Here is a 15,631-nt window from a genome sequence, read left to right on the forward strand (position 1 = left end):
CTCCTAGGCTCGGGAAGGTTCCGACGACGGACGGGAGGTGGGCGGTGCTGACGCTGCTGTTTCGCCATGGCCTGGCCGTGGCACGCGGGCCGTTCCTGGTCGCGGTGGTCACCTCGGTGTTGGGCGCGGGGGTGTCGATCGCGGCCCCGATCCTGGCCGGTCAAGCGGTCGGTGGGTTGCCGGGACTGATCGCCGGCGGGCCCTCGCGTGGCTTCACCTCGGTGGTGGTGGCACTGCTGGTCGTGCTGCTGCTCGGCAACGTGCTCGGCGTCGTGGCGAACTCGACCCAACGCCTGATCGGCGGGTTGGTGCAGAAGGACACCGAACTGCGGATCGGGCACGCCCTCTCGGCCGACCCCGACCTGCGCACCCTCGACGACCCTGCGGTGGCGGCCCAGGTCACCAAGGTGCGGGCCCGCGGCTGGGAGGTGGTGATGGGGCTGCAGCTGGCGGCCGGGCCGTTGTTGACCTCGGTGATCACCGCCGTCGGATCGGCGATCACCCTAGCCGTGCTGCTCGCGTGGTGGGCGCCGATCCCGTTGTTGCTGATGTACGTCGTCGAGGCCGAACGCTTCCGCCGTACGGTGACCGCCCAGATGGACCTGTGGACCGGTCAGGTCGAGGACCAGAAGCACGCCCGGTACGCGTTCAAGCTCGGCATGGGTGAGGCGGCGAAGGAGATCCGCATCTTCGGTCTCGCCGAGCACCTGCGCGACCGCTACACCACCCGGATGGAGGCCGCACACCGACCGTACTGGGCCAAGCGGCGCCAGCAGATCGCCGCCAACTCCATGATCAACACGCTCCGGGTCGCGGTCACCGTCGCGGTCCTCGGGTACGCGGGATGGCTGGCGGGCAACGGATCCCTGGGGCTGGCTGCGTTGACGACCTGCCTGCCGGTGATCATCTCGCTGGGCGGTGCTGATGCGTGGATGTTCGGTCAGTTGCAGCGAGCGGGGGAGGAGACCCGTTGGGTGTACGACCTGATCGAGGGCAGCGACTACCCCGGTGCCGAAGCCCTGGCCGAGCCGGGGATCCTCACCCGCGACCGGGTCGAGGAGTCGGTGCCCGACGTCGGACCCCGTCCCGTCGAGGTCGTCTTCGACGACGTCAGCTTCCACTACCCGCGACAGGACGCCCTGGTGCTCGACGGGTTGACCCTGACCCTGCCCGCCGGTGAGGCGACCGCCCTGGTCGGGGTCAACGGGGCCGGCAAGTCAACCCTGGTGAAGTTGCTGTCCGGTGGCTACCCGCCGACCCGGGGAACGGTCTGGGCCGACGGGGTCGATCTCGCCACCCTCGACCCGGACCAGCTGCGATCCTGGCAGCGGCGGGTGGCGCCGATCACCCAGGACTTCGTCCGGTTCCCGCTGTCGGCCGGTGACAACGTCGAGCTCGGGGCCGGCCGGGTGTGGCTGGGGCGACTCACCAGCGATGGGAGGCCCGACACCGCCGAGCTCGACCACATCGCCCGACGGGCCGGGATCGGTGACCTGGTCGACGGCCTGTCCGACGGGTGGGCGACCGTGCTCGACAAGACGGTCCCGGGCGGCACCGACCTCTCCGGTGGCGAGTGGCAGCGGATCGCGCTGGCCCGCGCCCTGCGCGCGGTCGATGCCGGCGCCGGGGTGCTGGTGCTCGACGAACCGGCCGCCGCCCTGGACGTCGAGTCCGAGGCCCGACTGGTGGGTGGCTACCTCGAGCTGGCGAACCATGTCACCTCACTGGTGATCTCCCACCGCTTCTCGGTGGTCCGTCCGGTCCCTCGGATCTGCGTGCTGGCCGACGGTCGCATCGTCGAGCAGGGCTCCCACGCGGAGCTGATGGAGCTCACCGACGGGCGGTACCGCAACCTGTTCACACTGCAGGCCAACCGCTACCTGAGCGACGCGGGAGCCGACGCATGAGGGGACACGCATGAGGGGTCACGCATGAAGGGGTCACACATGAAGGGGGGCCAACGCGTGAAGGGCGCCGCGGGCGAGAAGCTGGGCCCGGCCACCACGATCCGGCTGTTCCTGCTGTGGATCTCGATCGCGTTCAAGGCCTCGCCCGGTCTCGCCACGTTCCTGTGCCTGGCCACGGTCGGCTCGGCGGCCCTGGCGCCCTTCAGCGTGTACGGGGTGAAGCTGGCGGTGGACGGCCTCACCCGGGGCAGCTCGGTGTGGCCGGGCCTAGTCGTGGTGGCGGTGGCGCTGCTGCTGACCGCGCTCAGCCGTGCGGTGTCCGGCCCGGCGGGCGACACCCTCGACGACCGGGTCCACCTGTACGTCCACGACGACCTGATCAGGTTGACCGCCGGGCTCCCCGGCATCGGACACCACGAGCATCCCGCACTGTCCGACCGGGTGGCACTGATCGAGCGTGATGCCCACCGACTGGTCGGGGTGTGGCGGATGTTCTCGCTGATCGGTGCCGTGGCCGGATCGCTCGCGCTGGTCACCATGCTGTCGACGGTGTCGCCTTGGCTGAACCTGTTGTTGGTGCTGGCACTCGGCGTGACGTCGATCCAGGCGGTCTCGCAGGCCCGCCTCGAAAGCCTGTGGCGTGGCAATGAACGGTTCCGTCGGCTCGGGACGAAGATCGTCGACGTGCTGACCACGATCACCGCGGGCGTCGAGGTGCGTGCCTTCGGGCTCCGCCGGCCCCTGCTCGCGGTCGCCGCCGAGGGCCACGAGATGCACCACCGGCCGATCCGTGACATCACCCGTCGCTACGCCGGCTGGGCGATCGTCGGTTGGATCGTGTACGGCGTCGGCTTCGCGGCGGCCATGGTCTGGCTCGTGGCACGCGCCGCCGACGGGCAGGCGACGGTCGGCGACGTCACCCTGCTGGTCCTGATCGGACCGCAGATCAACACCACGGCACGGTCGATCACCAGCAGCTGGACCATGCTGATCCAGACGATTGCGGTGTTCGCCCGCTACCAGTGGCTGCGCGACTACGCCCGTGAGCACGACTGGTCGACGAGCGTGGCCCTGCCCCCGAGCAGGCTGCGTGAGGGGATCCGTTTCGACCACGTCGACTTCGCGTACCCGGGCGAGGAGGGGAAGGAGCAACCGCGGCAGGCGTTGACCGACGTCGACCTGCTGCTGCCGGCGGGGCGGACCGTCGCGTTCGTCGGCGACAACGGCGCCGGCAAGTCGACCCTGGGCAAGCTGCTGGCCCGGCTGTACGACCCCACCTCCGGCGCCGTCCGGGTCGACGGTGTCGCGTTGTCGGAGCTCAGGCCGGTGGCCTGGCGAGAACGGGTGTCGGCCGGCTTCCAGGACTTCGCGACCCTGGAGTTCTTGGCCTCCGAGGCCATCGGCGTCGGGGCACTGGACCATCGCGACGACGCCGGGCTCATCGACCGTGCGGTCGACACCGGGCAGGCGCGGGCGGTGGTGTCGGAGCTCACCAAGGGGCTCGACACCCAACTCGGCCGCCAGTTCACCGACGGCGCCGGACTGTCCGGCGGACAGTGGCAACGCCTTGCGCTGGCCCGCGCCTTCATGCGGCAGGACCCGCTGCTGATGCTGCTCGACGAGCCGACGGCAGCACTCGACCCGGAGGCCGAGGCGTTGGTCTACACCGAGTACGGCCGGGTCGCCCGGCGGCTGGCCCGGGAGACAGGTGCGGTCACGATCCTGGTGTCGCACCGGTTCTCGACGGTACGGATGGCCGACCTGATCGTGGTCGTGGCCGACGGTCGGATCGCCGAGGTCGGCACCCACGCCGAGCTGGTGGGCAAGGGCGGCCGGTACGCCGAACTGTTCGACCTGCAGGCCAGCGCCTACCGCTGAACAGGCTGCTCAGATGAGCCGATAGGACAGGTAGCGCGCTGTGATGGTGGTGAGGATGCCCCACAGCTGCTCCTGGTCGAGCTGCTCGCTGAACGCGGGAGCGTCGGGAAAGGCGAACTCGGCGTGCCGCCAGAGGACGACGTTGGCTCGGTTGGTGAAGGTGGAGTTCACCCACAGGCCGTCGAGGTCCGGCCACGCCGCGTGGATGGCTCGGGCCCACCGGCGACAGGTCGAGCGCGGCGCTGCGGCGAGCGCCGCCCCGGCGCCGTTCGTGAGCGCCCAGTCATCGGTGAGGCCGAGCAGTCGCAATGGTCGAACGGGCGACCAGGAGGTGGCGCGTGGCCGCCCTGCGCCGGGTCGATGGCCCTGGTGGCTCCGAACGCCTCGACGATGGCGGTGGTCAGGTCAGTCGCTGTGTAGGAGACGCCGTGGGCCGGGTGCACGGCGGGTGGGGGCGGATGTGGGTCCCAGCGCATCAGCGGTGCCGGGCCCCACTGTCGCAAGGCGTTCCAAGCCAGCACGTGGTCCCCGACGGTGCGGTGCACGCGCCACAGCACGGGCGTGACGGTTCGCACGTCCCCGGATGCGCGAACGAGGTCGGTCGGAGGGTTCGCGGGAACCTTCGGTCGGATCACCAGCGACCCAGTGCCGTGAGGAGATCCCCGACGGCACTCGGGGGACCGCCCGCCAGCAGGTGATCCAGTGGGCTCCGGTCGGCCAGCTCAGCGTTCGGAAGCGTCATGAATGCCTCGACCGTGAGCGGATGCATGTCGGTCGGGATGGCCGGCACGATGTGGCGGAGACCGGGGAGCGCGTCCCCGTCATCGGTGACCTGCCACGTCGGAATGCGCCGGCGATGACCCACAGTGACCGCGTACAGGCTGTGGTCGCCGATCCGGTGGGAGATGCGCGACCGTGACACGCCGAGACGTCGAGCGGCCTCATCCAGCTCCATCGTGCCGTCGACCAGGTCACGCAAGGTCCTGGCCGAGGCGACCGTCCGGGCACGGCTCGTCTTGGCCGCCGAGAACTGGTCCAACGCCTCAGCGGCTTCGGGGCCACCGTGCTCCACGAGGTGCTCGACCGCTGCCGCGGTGAGGGGGGTGGACCCAGGAATCGGCACCGCTCCGAGCTCGGCGTCGATCTCGTCCGGGCTCAGGTCGCCGAAGTGTCGTTGCAGGACCTCAGCAGCCGTCATCATGCGCACATCTATGACGCGCTGCTGAGAGTGTGCACTCCACGTCATCAGCCCACACTCCGGTGGATCAGCAGCGGCAGCACCCGTGAGGCGCCGGCGTCGCGCAGCGCGGCGGTCGCGACGGTGACCGGCCAGCCGCTGGCGCTGCGGTCGACCACCAGCAGCACCACCCGGCCCCGTACGGCGTCGGGCTCCGGCACGGTGATCGCCGACCGCCAGTGTGCGGCCTCGTCGGGCCCGGTCAGGTCGTCGGCCGGCGCCGGGCCGGACACCTCGATCTCGGCCCGGTCCAACCGACCGACGCCTGCGAGCCGTTCACCGACAGCGGTCGCGACACCGTCCAGTGCGGTGGTCGTCCGCAGTGGCACCACCACCTCCGGCCGTTCGGCCCAGTCCGACTTCCAGCGCGCCAGCACACCGACGGCCGCGTCGGCCAGCTCCCCGGTCGCCGCCTCGTCGCCGCGACTCGACGCAGCCAAGGTCTCGGCCCACTCGGGCGCGTCCGCGTGCACCAGCACCCGCCCCTCGTCGGCCATCAACCCGGCCGGGATCCGGCCCCGCGCCCCGAACGAACCGCCGGGCCACATCTTCCGCGGCTCCAGCAGCTGCGACCGTGCCCGCAACCCGGTCGCGATCGTGCGTACGGTCTCGATCGACGGCTCCTCACCCAGCGGGTCGGGCAGCACGTCCAGGCACACCGAGCAGCGGCCACACGGTGCCGCGGTCGGGTCGTCCAAGGACTCCTGCAACAGCTGCATCAGACAGCGTCGGCCACGCGTGTAGTCGCGCATGATGTCGGCCTCCCGCTTGCGGGTCGCGACCACCGACTCGTAGTGCTCGTGGTCGTACGCCCAGTCCTTCCCGGTGGCGAGCCAGCCGTCGCGGGTCCGGTCGACCGCACCGTCGACGGCCAACTGCTTCACCATCAACTCGACCTTGGTCCGCCGCAGCCCCGTCTCGGCCTCCAGTGCCGGCACGCTGAGCGGCCCGTCCGCCTCGCGCAGGGCGGTCAGCAGGCGGCTCATCTGATCGGGGTCGGGGATGCTGGCGGTGGCGAAGTAGTCCCAGATGCCGTCGTCGGACGGGGACGGCAGCAGCACCACCGCGGCGTGGTCGATGCCACGGCCGGCGCGGCCCACCTGCTGGTAGTACGACACCGGCGAGGCGGGGGACCCGACGTGCACCACGAACCCGAGGTCGGGCTTGTCGTAGCCCATCCCGAGCGCCGACGTCGCCACCAGCGCCTTCAGCCGGTTGGCGAGCAGGTCGTCCTCGAGCCGTTCCCGCTCGTCGGAGCCGAGTTGGCCGTGGTAAGCCGCCACCGGCACCGCGTCGCCGTGGACCGTGCGGATCGCCTCGGTCAACCGCTCCGCGTCGGCGACCGTGAGGGTGTAGACGATGCCCGACCCGGCGAGCTTCGGCAGGTGGTCGACGACCCAGCCGTACCGCCGCAGTGGGTCGAGCCGGTTGATCACCGACAGTTGCAGGCTCGCCCGGGCCAGCGGGCCGCGCAGCACCAGGGTGTCGCTGCCGAGCTGGGCGGCGACGTCGTCGGTGACCCGCTGGTTGGCGGTCGCGGTGGTCGCCAGCACCGGGGTCGCCGGATTCAGGTGCTGCAGCAGGTCGGCCACCCGCCGGTAGTCGGGACGGAAGTCGTGGCCCCAGTCGGAGATCGCGTGCGCCTCGTCGATCACCAACAACCCGATCTCCCCGGCCAGCGCGTCGAGCACCCGGGCGCCGAAGGTCGGGTTGGCGAGCCGCTCGGGGGAGACCAGCACCAGGTCGAGGTTGTCCTCGGCGAGGTCGGCCTCGATCGCCTCCCAGTCACCGATGTTCGAGGAGTTGATGGTCGCCGCGTTCAACCCCGCCCGCCGGGCCGCGGTCACCTGGTCCCGCATCAGCGACAGCAACGGACTCACCACCAGCGTCGGCCCGGCCCCCTCGGACCGGCGCAACGCGGTGGTCACCCAGTAGACCGCCGACTTGCCCCAGCCGGTGCGCTGCACCACCAGCACCCGTGCACCGGCCTGCCCTTCGGGCACCGGGGCGATCAGGTGGTCGACCGCGGTGGCCTGGTCGTCGCGGAGCTCGGCCCCCGGGCCGGCCAGCGACTCGATGACGGTACGGGTGATCGGCAGCTCAGCGCTCGAAGTCATGGCACCAACCTAGGAGCCGGCACCGACACCGCGCCCGACAGCCTGTGGACAAGTTGCCGGCGCCACCACTTCCCGCCGACCGGCGATGAGCCTAGATTTGCGTCCATGGAGACTCGTCGGTTGGGCCGGACCGGCCACCAGACATCCGTCCTCGTCCTCGGCGCGGCCGCGTTCGCGTCGGTCGACCAGGCCACCGCCGACAGGTCGATCCGGTACGCCCTCGACGCCGGCATCAACCACATCGACACCGCCGCCGACTACGGCGACGCCGAGCTGCGCCTCGGTCCGTGGATGCCGCAGATCCGCAAGGACGTGTTCCTGGCGACCAAGACCCTGCAGCGCACTGCCGAGGCTGCCTGGGTCGAGATCAACGCGTCCTTGGAACGGCTGCAGACCGATCACCTGGACCTGATCCAGATCCATTCGGTCAACGACCTCGACACGTTGGACACGGTCTTCGCCAAAGGTGGCGTGGTCGAGGCCGTCACCCGGGCCAAGGACGAAGGGATCGCTTCCTGGGTAGGGATCACCGGACACACCGAGATGGCGCCGGTGGTACACGCGGAGGCGTTGCGGCGCCACGACTTCGACTCGGTGCTGACCCCGCTGAACCCGCGCCTGCACCGCGACCCGGAGTTCGCCGACAACTACGCCGCGCTGGTGGAGTTGATCACCGGGCGGGACGTCGCATTGCGGGTGATCAAGGCGGCCGCACGGCGACCGTGGCATGACGGTGAGCGCGAGGGATCCACCTGGTACAAGCCGTTCACCGAACATCGTTTCCTGACTGCCGTGTTGGCCTGGCTGCTCGACGGTCACCCCGAGGTGCACGGGCTGGCCACCGCCGGTGAGGTGTCGCTGCTCGAACCACTGGTCACCGCCGAACGGGCGCGGCACGCGATCACTCCCGAGCAGGCCGAAGACCTGTTGGCCGAGGTCGCCGACTACGCGTCGCCGTTCGTCCGTCGCTGACCGGCCCGGTCCGGAAAGAATGCTGACATCCGGTGCGCCACCGATGTCGAGAACCCGATCCCGGCTCCGTCCCCGGTACGAGAGGCGGCACCGGACCGCACCACACCACAGGAGATGATCACCATGGCCAAGTACCTGTTGCTGAAGCACTACCGCGGCGCCCCCGAGGGGCTGGTCGACACGCCGATGGAGCAGTGGGCCCCCGACGAGGTCACCGCCCACATCCAGTTCATGGAGGACTTCGCCGACCGGCTGCGGCGCACCGGCGAGTACGTCGACAGCCAGGCCCTCGCCCCGGAGGGGGAGTGGGTGCGGTTCGACGGTCCCGGGCGACCACCGGCCACCGACGGGCCGTTCGCCGAGACCAAGGACCTGATCGCCGGGTGGATGGCGATCGACGTCGACTCACGGAGCCGGGCGTACGAGCTCGCCGCCGAGTTGTCCGCCGCCCCCGGGGCCGGTGGCGAACCGATCGGCGAATGGCTCGAGGTCCGACCCTTCATGGGTGAGGCCCCCACCGTCACCGAGTGACATGGTCGACGCGGAACGGCTCCGGGACCTGATTCCCGGGGCGATCGGAGTCCTCGTCCGGCGCGGTGCAGACTTCGCGTCGGCCGAGGACGCCGTGTCGGAGGCCCTGCTGGAGGCGCTGCAGGCGTGGCCCGAGGGGGAGCCCCGCGACCCGTGGGCCTGGCTGGTCACCGTCGCCTGGCGCAAGTTCCTCGACGGGGTCCGCGCCGAATCGTCCCGGCGGGCCCGCGAGCTGCGGGTCCACGCCGAACCGTCGCCGGCCGAGGTCGGCGACTTCGACGACAGCCTCGAGCTGTACGTCCGGTGCGCCCATCCGGCCCTCAGCCCCGCCTCGGCTGTCGCGTTGACGCTGCGGGCGGTCGGTGGGCTGACGACCCGGCAGATCGCCGAGGCCTACGCCGTACCGGAGTCGACGATGGCGCAGCGGATCAGCCGCGCCAAACGGGTCGTCGCCGAGCACCGGTTGACCGAACCGGGCGACCTCCGCGTCGTGCTCAAGGTGCTCTACCTGGTGTTCAACGAGGGCCATTCGGGCGAGGTCGACCTGGTCGCCGAGGCGATCCGGCTGACGCGCCGGCTCGCGGCCGCGGTCGACGACCCGGAGGTGCACGGCCTGTTGGCGTTGATGCTGTTGCACCATGCCCGGCGAGCCGCGCGGACCGATGACGTGGGCCGGCTGGTGCCGCTGGTCGACCAGGACCGGACGTGCTGGGACACCGCGATGATCACCGAGGGGGTCGAGGTGTTGCAGGCCGCGCTGGCCCATGATCAACTGGGCAGCTACCAGGCTCAGGCCGCGATCGCCGCCCTGCACGCCGACGCTCCCACCGCCGCCGAGACCGACTGGCCCCAGATCGTGGAGTGGTACGACGAACTGCTCCGGTTCGACGACGGCCCCATCGTACGGCTCAACCGGGCGGTCGCGGTCGGGGAGGCCGACGGACCCCGGGCCGGGCTCGCAGCACTGGCCGACCTCGATCCGGCGACACCGCGGTATCTCGCCGCAACTGCACACCTGCAAGGAAAGTCAGGTGATCACGCCCGGGCTGCGGAGCTGTACACCGCGGCGGCCCGGGCGGCGACGAACGCGGCCGAACGTGATCACCTCATCCGGCAGGCCACTCGCCTCCGGCACCCAGCGAGTTGATCTTGGCCTGCAGCACCGACCGTTCCCGTTCGTTGCGACACAGCCGCACCGCCAGCTCGAGTTCGGGGCGTGCCTCCGCGGGCCGGCCCAGCCGGACCAACAACTCACCCCGGACCGTCGGCAGCAGGTGCGAGGTGGCGAGCCGCCCGCCGACCGCCAGCTCGTCGACCAGCGGCAGCGCCGCGGCCGGCCCGTGCGCCATCGACACCGCGACGGCCCGGTTGAGGTCCACGATCGGCGACGGGGTGAGGGTCCCCAGCGCCTCGTACAGCAGCACGATCCGGTCCCAGTCGGTGTCGTCGGTCGACCGCGCGACGGCGTGGCACTCCGCGATCGCGGCCTGCAATCCGTACGCCCCGAGCCCGCGGCCCGACCGGCCGGCCATCGCCAGCGCGGCCCCGCCGCGTCGAATCGCCGACCGGTCCCACCGCCGCCGGTCCTGGTCGGCGAGCAGCACCGGCTCGCCGTCGGGCCCGGTCCGGGCCGGCATCCGGGCCGCGGTCAACTCCAGCAACGCCAACAGGCCAAGGGTTTCGTGCTCGTCGGGCAGGATCCGCGCCAGGATCCGGGAGAGCCGGATCGCCTCGCGCACCAGGTCGGTCCTGATCAACGAGTCACCCGAGGTGGCCGTCGATCCCTCGGTGAAGATCAGGTAGACCACGCCGAGCACGGCGGCCAACCGTTCCCGACGTTCCGCCGGCTCCGGTACGGCGAACGGCACCTTGGCCGCGGCCAAGGTCTTCTTGGCCCGGGTGATGCGGGCCTGCACGGTGGCGGTCGGGACCACGAAGGCGCGGGCGATCTCGTCCGAGCCGAGCCCGCCGACGACCCGCAGCGTCAGCGCCACCTGTGCCTCCGGCTTGAGGGTGGGGTGGCAGGCGGTGAACATCAGCGCCAGCATGTCGTCGTCGATCGCGTCCGGGTCGTACGACACCTCGCCCACGTCGGTGTGCTCCCGGGCCAGGGCGGCGTACCGGTCGTCGAGTGCGGCCCGCCGACGGTAGGTGTCGATCGCCCGTCGTTTCCCGACGGTCAACAACCAGCCGTACGGATTCTGCGGGACGCCGTCGCGGGGCCAGGTGACCAACGCCTCGGCCAGGGCCTCCTGGGCGAGATCCTCGGCATGCGCGAAGTCGCCGGTGTGGCGGGCCAGGGCGCCCACGATCCGGGCGGACTCGATCCGCCACACCGCCTCGACGGCCTCCCGGCCGCTCCGACTCACAGCTGGCCGGCCGACTCTCGCCAGGCGCGCTCCTTGGCGGTCCACTCGTTCTGGAACGGGAACTCGTCGATCGAAGGGACCCGGCGCACTTCGATCTTCATCCCAGGCCCGAGCGGTGCCCGCTGGGCCCACTCGACGGCCTCCGGCTGCGTTGCGACGTCGACGATCCAGTAGCCGCCGAAGAGTTCCTTGGTCTCGCCGTACGGGCCGTCGGTGGCAACCGGCGGTGTTGCGGTGAAGTCGACGACGACACCGTTCGCAGCGTCGTCGAGGCCCTCCGCGGCGATCAGCACACCGGCGTCGATCATCTCGGCGTTGTACCGACCCATCGATTCCACGACCTCTTCGAAATCGATGTTCGCGAAGTCTGCCTCGGCCTGGTCACTGCTCCGCATGATCAGCATGTACTTCATGGGGTTCTCCTTGGGTGTGTCAGGTTCGGTTCCGAACCTCTCACCCCTCGGTCGAACGCCGATCGGCCGGATCGACAGTCCGACCAGATCCGGCCCGAGAAACTTCAGGAGACCCAGAAACCGACCAGGTCCGGGACGGCGCGGTGCTGCTCGCGGGCCACCTCGGCCCAGTGCGGGAACCCGTCCATCCAGGTCACCAGTCCGGCGATCATCTCCTGCTGTTCGGTGGTGTCGATCTCGGTGAGCGCCGACCGGTAGGCGTCGGCCATCGCCAGCGCGCGACCGTTGTCGTGCCAGCCGACGCGCAATCCCTGGGCGGGGACCAGGTTGATCTCGGTGGCCGACTGGAACAGGTGCCGCAGGCCCACCGCGGCCGACACCCCACCCCGGGCGAGGGCGAAGTCGACGTCGTCGACCTGTTGTGGCGTCATCGGCAGCCGGATCGACCCCCACGCACGACCGTGCACCAACGTCTCCAGGATCCGCCACGCCGCCGGCACCCGGTCCGGGTCGATCGACTCACCGTCCAGGAACGCGTCCACGTCCTCGGGGGTGGGATTGGACGGGTTGACGACCGGGGCGTACGGGTCCCGCTTGAACAGGGGGCCGATCTTGCCCAGCAGTCCCGGCGCCTTCGGTGGCGCCGGTGGTGCGAATGCGGTGGCCAGGATGTCGCGGAACACCGGTTCACTGTCGTCGTCGGCTCCGTACATCCGCCTGACCTCGTCGATCCCGATCGCGTACAGCCGCAGGTCTGCCATGGCAGCACCGTAACGGAGCCCGGTTCCGCTGAGCCATAAGCTGTGCCGATGGACCCGCGTACCCGGCGACTGATCGTGAGCAGCGCGCTCGTCGTCATGGTGGTGATCGTCGTCGTGGCAGCGGTGTGGTCCACGTTGTGAGTCGTGGTCGAGGGGTTTCCCTGACTGCGGGAACTGCACATACGGTGGGCTGCGGCCGACGACCGTGCAACCGGTCGTCGGGGCGAAGCGTTCCCATCGGTAGGAACCAGGAGAGGCAGTCGATGGTACGGACAGGGCGCAGGCTGGTCGCAGCCGCCGTGCTGTGGTCCTGCCTGCTCCTGTTGCCGGCCACCACCGCCCTGGCCGACGACCCCACCGGGACCACCACGACCGGTGGCGACCGGACCCTCACCTGGCTGGCGCTCGGGGGAGCCGCCGTGGTCGCGCTGTTGGCCGGAACCATCGTGCTGTTCGTACGGGACCCGCACCCCCCGACCTCCCCCCGCCGCTCCGTCTCGGTGCCGCGCCGCACCTCGGTGCCGGCGCCGTTGCAGTGGGACGCCGCCCCCGCCCCGACCCCCGCCCCCGTGCCGAAGCCCGAGGCCGTCAGCGAGCCCGCGCCGTACCGGCCACGGCGCTCGGCGCCCGAACCCGAACCGGCACGAACCCCGGCCACCCTTGAGGACTGGTTCGTCGCCGAACAGCTCACCGACGAGACCGACGCCCGCCCGGTGCGCCCGGCCAGGCTCCGGGAGGCCAGCGCGGACCCGCTGCTCGCCGACCAGACCCCCGAGCGGGTGCTGCCCCGCCGCGCCCGGGTCGACTGACCGGCCCGGTCAGACCAGCCGCTCCAACAGCCAGTCCAGGCAGCCGCACAGGGCCGACACGTCATCGGGGTCGACGGTCGGATAGACCCCGATCCGGAGTTGGTTGCGGCCGAGCTTGCGGTACGGCTCGGTGTCGACGATGCCGTTGGCCCGCAGTGTCGCCGCCAGCGCGGCCGCGTCCACCTCGCCGGCGAAGTCGATGGTCACCACGACCGGGGACCGGTGGGGTCGGTCGACGAACGGGTCAGCCACCGGGCAGGCCTCGGCCCACGCGTACAGCAGCTGTGACGAGGTGGCCGACCGGCCGGCGGCGAACGGCAGGCCACCGTTGTCGGCGATCCAGTCGAGCTGGTCGGCGAGCAGCCACAGCGTCGCCAGGGCGGGGGTGTTGAGGGTCTGCTGCTTGCGTGAGTTGGTGACCGCGGCGGCCAGCGAGAGCGATTCGGGGATCCACCGGTCGACCCTCGCGAGTCGGTCGACCCGCGCCAGTGCGGCCGGTGACAGGAACGCCAGCCACAGCCCACCGTCGGAGCCCAACCCCTTCTGCGGGGCGAAGTAGTACGCGTCGGTCGCGGCCACGTCGAACGCGATCCCGGCCGCCGCCGAGGTGCCGTCCACCACCACCAGCGCACCTTCGTCCGCACCCGCCACCCGCGCCACCGGCGCGACCGCCCCGGTCGAGGTCTCGTTGTGCGCCCACGCGTAGGTGTCGACACCGGCGACCGCCTCCGGTACGGCCATCCCACCGGCCGGCACCTCGGTCAGCACCGGGTCGGCCAGGTGGGGGGCGGCGGCCGCGGCCGCCCCGAACTTCGCGGAGAACTCGCCGAACACCCCGTGCGCACTGCGCCGCTCGATCAGCGACGCCACCGCGGCATCCCAGAACAGCGTCGAGCCGCCGTTGCCGAGCACCACCTCGTACCCGTCGGGCAGGTCGTACAACTCGGCCAACCCCTGCTGCACCCGGCCGACCAGTGACCGCACCGGTGACTGCCGGTGCGAGGTGCCGAGCACCGAGGCACCCGCCCCGGTCAGCGAGGCCACCGCCTCGGCTCGGATCTTCGCGGGGCCGCTGCCGAAGCGGCCGTCGGCCGGCAACAGCTCGGCCGGGATCTGGAGGGTCACGGCCAAATCGTAGCGACGGTGCGACGATGGGCCCATGGATTCCACCGAGCTGGGACGCCGGGTCGACCGGCTCGCGCGGGAGCACGTCGAGTACCGCCGGGCCCGGCTGCTCGAGGCCGACCTGCCGGTCGATCCGCTGCCGCTGTTCGACCAGTGGCTGGCCGATGCGTTCGCGATCCGCGACGGGATGCTCGACCTCGCCGCCGACCTGCTGTGGCTGGAGCCGACCGCGATGACGGTGTCGACCATCGCCGACGGGCGACCACGGTCCCGCAACGTGTTGTTGAAGCATCGCGACGAGCGTGGCTTCGTGTTCTTCACCAACTACCAGTCCGACAAGGGTCGCGAGCTCGCGGCCCGGCCCGAGGTCGCCCTGCACCTGGCCTGGACGCCGCTGCAGCGACAGGTCCGGATCGAGGGGGTGGCCGGCCGGGTCGACCGCGACGAGTCGGTCGCCTACTTCGCCACCCGCCCCCGCGGGTCGCAGCTCGGCGCGTGGGCGTCGGCCCAGTCGCGGCCGGTCACCGAGCAGGAGCTGGCCACCTCGTACGCCACGGTCGAGGCCCGCTTCGAGGGTCGGGAGGTGCCGTGCCCCGACCACTGGGGCGGCTTCGTGGTCGAACCGCACACCATCGAGTTCTGGCAGGGACGGCCCGACCGGATGCACGACCGGATCCGGTTCCGCCGACGTGGGGTCGGCTGGCACCACGAGCGGCTCGCGCCCTGACCCGTCGACGAGCTCGGAGGCCGTCAGCGTCGGGTCGCCGCCTCGTTGAGCAGGATCCGCAGTCCCGCCGACTGCTCGAGGAACCCCTGCAGCACCCGCAGCCGCGGGTCCGGCACCGGGTGCACCACCTTGGGACGCCACAGCTCGGCGACCTCGTTCAGCCGGCCGTCACCGAGGATCTCCTCACACATCGTCCGGTCGCCGCCGCACTCGACGGCGTCCAGCGGCCCCGGCACCTCGTCGACCAGAATTCGTACGGCATCACCGACGGCCCCGTCGCGGGCGTTGCGCGCCTGGTTGTCGCGGCGACGGGCGTACCGCTGCTGTGACCAGCCACCCGCCTTCGTCCGCCCCTGCACGTACGTGCCCCCGACCTTGGAGCTGACCAGCCGGTCGCCCTCGAACACCCCGACCGCGTGGCCACCACGGCGGGCCAGCAGGACGCCGATCCGGCGGGTGACCGCCAGGTGGTCCAACACGTCGGCCCGGGCGTCGCCGGTGCGGTGGATCGGTCCGTACGGGATCCGGACCAGCGCCTGCGCACCGTCGGGGGCGGTGACCGACAGCTCGTCGTCGGCGAGCGCGAACCGTGGTTCGCCATGGCTCAGCGCGAAGTTGTCCAACCAACGCGCAAGCCGTGCCCGGGGGACCAGAACGGTCCGGTCGCTCATGGGCCCACCGTAGACAGGTCGGAGGTGGCCAGGGTTACCGACAGGTGTCCGACAGGCGAAGCCGCAGTGGCCGCCGGGCCCCATCTCACTGCCCGGCCACGGCCCGGTCGATCA

At 71.3% G+C, this 15,631-nt stretch carries 15 protein-coding genes; 7 read left to right on the forward strand and 8 right to left on the reverse strand.

Annotated elements, in window-relative coordinates; genetic code table 11:
• Positions 1 to 44: 44 nt before the first annotated feature.
• Entirely contained in the window at positions 45 to 1,907 is a 1,863-nt protein-coding gene (locus tag ACQBAU_RS04010) for an ABC transporter ATP-binding protein (protein ID WP_465255105.1), read from the forward strand.
• 24 nt (positions 1,908 to 1,931) lie between these two features.
• Positions 1,932 to 3,785 carry an ABC transporter ATP-binding protein gene (locus tag ACQBAU_RS04015; RefSeq protein ID WP_465255104.1) on the forward strand — a complete coding sequence of 618 codons (1,854 nt, stop codon included), beginning with the start codon at positions 1,932 to 1,934 and terminating at the stop codon, positions 3,783 to 3,785.
• Positions 3,786 to 3,794: 9 nt separating this feature from the next.
• Here ACQBAU_RS04015 and ACQBAU_RS04020 read toward each other — a convergent pair whose 3' ends face one another.
• The 3 genes from ACQBAU_RS04020 to ACQBAU_RS04030 form a co-directional block, all read right to left on the reverse strand.
• A complete protein-coding gene (locus ACQBAU_RS04020; RefSeq protein ID WP_465255103.1) occupies positions 3,795 to 4,094 on the reverse strand; it encodes a hypothetical protein in 300 nt (99 codons plus the stop codon).
• Between the two features lie 322 nt (positions 4,095 to 4,416).
• On the reverse strand, positions 4,417 to 4,986 hold the full coding sequence (locus ACQBAU_RS04025) for a MerR family transcriptional regulator (RefSeq protein ID WP_434551207.1): 570 nt from the start codon (positions 4,984 to 4,986) through the stop codon (positions 4,417 to 4,419).
• 44 nt (positions 4,987 to 5,030) lie between these two features.
• Positions 5,031 to 7,139 carry a RecQ family ATP-dependent DNA helicase gene (locus ACQBAU_RS04030; protein WP_434551206.1) on the reverse strand — a complete coding sequence of 703 codons (2,109 nt, stop codon included), beginning with the start codon at positions 7,137 to 7,139 and terminating at the stop codon, positions 5,031 to 5,033.
• Between the two features lie 105 nt (positions 7,140 to 7,244).
• On the opposite strand from ACQBAU_RS04030, the gene ACQBAU_RS04035 reads away from it, so the two are divergent.
• From ACQBAU_RS04035 to ACQBAU_RS04045, 3 genes are all read left to right on the forward strand, one after another.
• Positions 7,245 to 8,111, forward strand: coding sequence for an aldo/keto reductase (locus tag ACQBAU_RS04035; protein WP_434551205.1), 867 nt, complete (start codon positions 7,245 to 7,247; stop codon positions 8,109 to 8,111).
• 114 nt (positions 8,112 to 8,225) lie between these two features.
• A complete protein-coding gene (locus ACQBAU_RS04040; RefSeq protein WP_434551204.1) occupies positions 8,226 to 8,642 on the forward strand; it encodes a YciI family protein in 417 nt (138 codons plus the stop codon).
• Positions 8,617 to 9,789 carry an RNA polymerase sigma factor gene (locus tag ACQBAU_RS04045; protein ID WP_465255102.1) on the forward strand — a complete coding sequence of 391 codons (1,173 nt, stop codon included), beginning with the start codon at positions 8,617 to 8,619 and terminating at the stop codon, positions 9,787 to 9,789. The genes ACQBAU_RS04040 and ACQBAU_RS04045 overlap by 26 nt, the downstream gene beginning before the upstream one ends.
• Here the strand turns inward: ACQBAU_RS04045 and ACQBAU_RS04050 are convergent.
• The 3 genes from ACQBAU_RS04050 to ACQBAU_RS04060 form a co-directional block, all read right to left on the reverse strand.
• A complete protein-coding gene (locus tag ACQBAU_RS04050; RefSeq protein WP_465255101.1) occupies positions 9,749 to 11,011 on the reverse strand; it encodes an RNA polymerase sigma factor in 1,263 nt (420 codons plus the stop codon). The genes ACQBAU_RS04045 and ACQBAU_RS04050 overlap by 41 nt on opposite strands.
• Entirely contained in the window at positions 11,008 to 11,424 is a 417-nt protein-coding gene (locus ACQBAU_RS04055; protein ID WP_434551201.1) for a YciI family protein, read from the reverse strand. Before ACQBAU_RS04055 ends, ACQBAU_RS04050 begins: the two co-directional genes overlap by 4 nt.
• A gap of 104 nt (positions 11,425 to 11,528) precedes the next feature.
• Positions 11,529 to 12,185 (reverse strand): DUF7691 family protein, encoded by a 657-nt coding sequence (locus ACQBAU_RS04060; RefSeq protein WP_465255100.1) that lies wholly within the window; start codon positions 12,183 to 12,185, stop codon positions 11,529 to 11,531.
• Positions 12,186 to 12,448: 263 nt separating this feature from the next.
• Here ACQBAU_RS04060 and ACQBAU_RS04065 point away from each other — a divergent pair, with 263 nt between their 5' ends.
• Positions 12,449 to 12,994, forward strand: a complete 546-nt coding sequence (locus ACQBAU_RS04065; RefSeq protein WP_465255099.1) for a hypothetical protein — start codon at positions 12,449 to 12,451, stop codon at positions 12,992 to 12,994.
• A 9-nt stretch (positions 12,995 to 13,003) separates the two neighbouring features.
• Here the strand turns inward: ACQBAU_RS04065 and serC are convergent, their stop codons facing one another.
• The gene (serC, locus tag ACQBAU_RS04070; protein WP_465255098.1) at positions 13,004 to 14,155 is read right to left on the reverse strand and encodes a phosphoserine transaminase; all 1,152 of its coding nucleotides are present in this window, start codon (positions 14,153 to 14,155) and stop codon (positions 13,004 to 13,006) included.
• Here serC and pdxH point away from each other — a divergent pair.
• Complete coding sequence (pdxH, locus tag ACQBAU_RS04075) at positions 14,154 to 14,846, forward strand: pyridoxamine 5'-phosphate oxidase (protein WP_434551197.1); 693 nt, start codon at positions 14,154 to 14,156, stop codon at positions 14,844 to 14,846. The two genes, serC and pdxH, sit on opposite strands and share 2 nt — an antisense overlap.
• 23 nt (positions 14,847 to 14,869) lie before the next feature.
• On the opposite strand, the gene ACQBAU_RS04080 is transcribed toward pdxH, so the two are convergent.
• Positions 14,870 to 15,517 carry an acVLRF1 family peptidyl-tRNA hydrolase gene (locus tag ACQBAU_RS04080; RefSeq protein WP_465255097.1) on the reverse strand — a complete coding sequence of 216 codons (648 nt, stop codon included), beginning with the start codon at positions 15,515 to 15,517 and terminating at the stop codon, positions 14,870 to 14,872.
• Positions 15,518 to 15,631: the final 114 nt, after the last annotated feature.

Origin of the sequence: Carbonicoccus niuqiaonis (assembly GCF_050157065.1) — a bacterium.
Taxonomy (GTDB): domain Bacteria; phylum Actinomycetota; class Actinomycetes; order Propionibacteriales; family Propionibacteriaceae; genus Avipropionibacterium.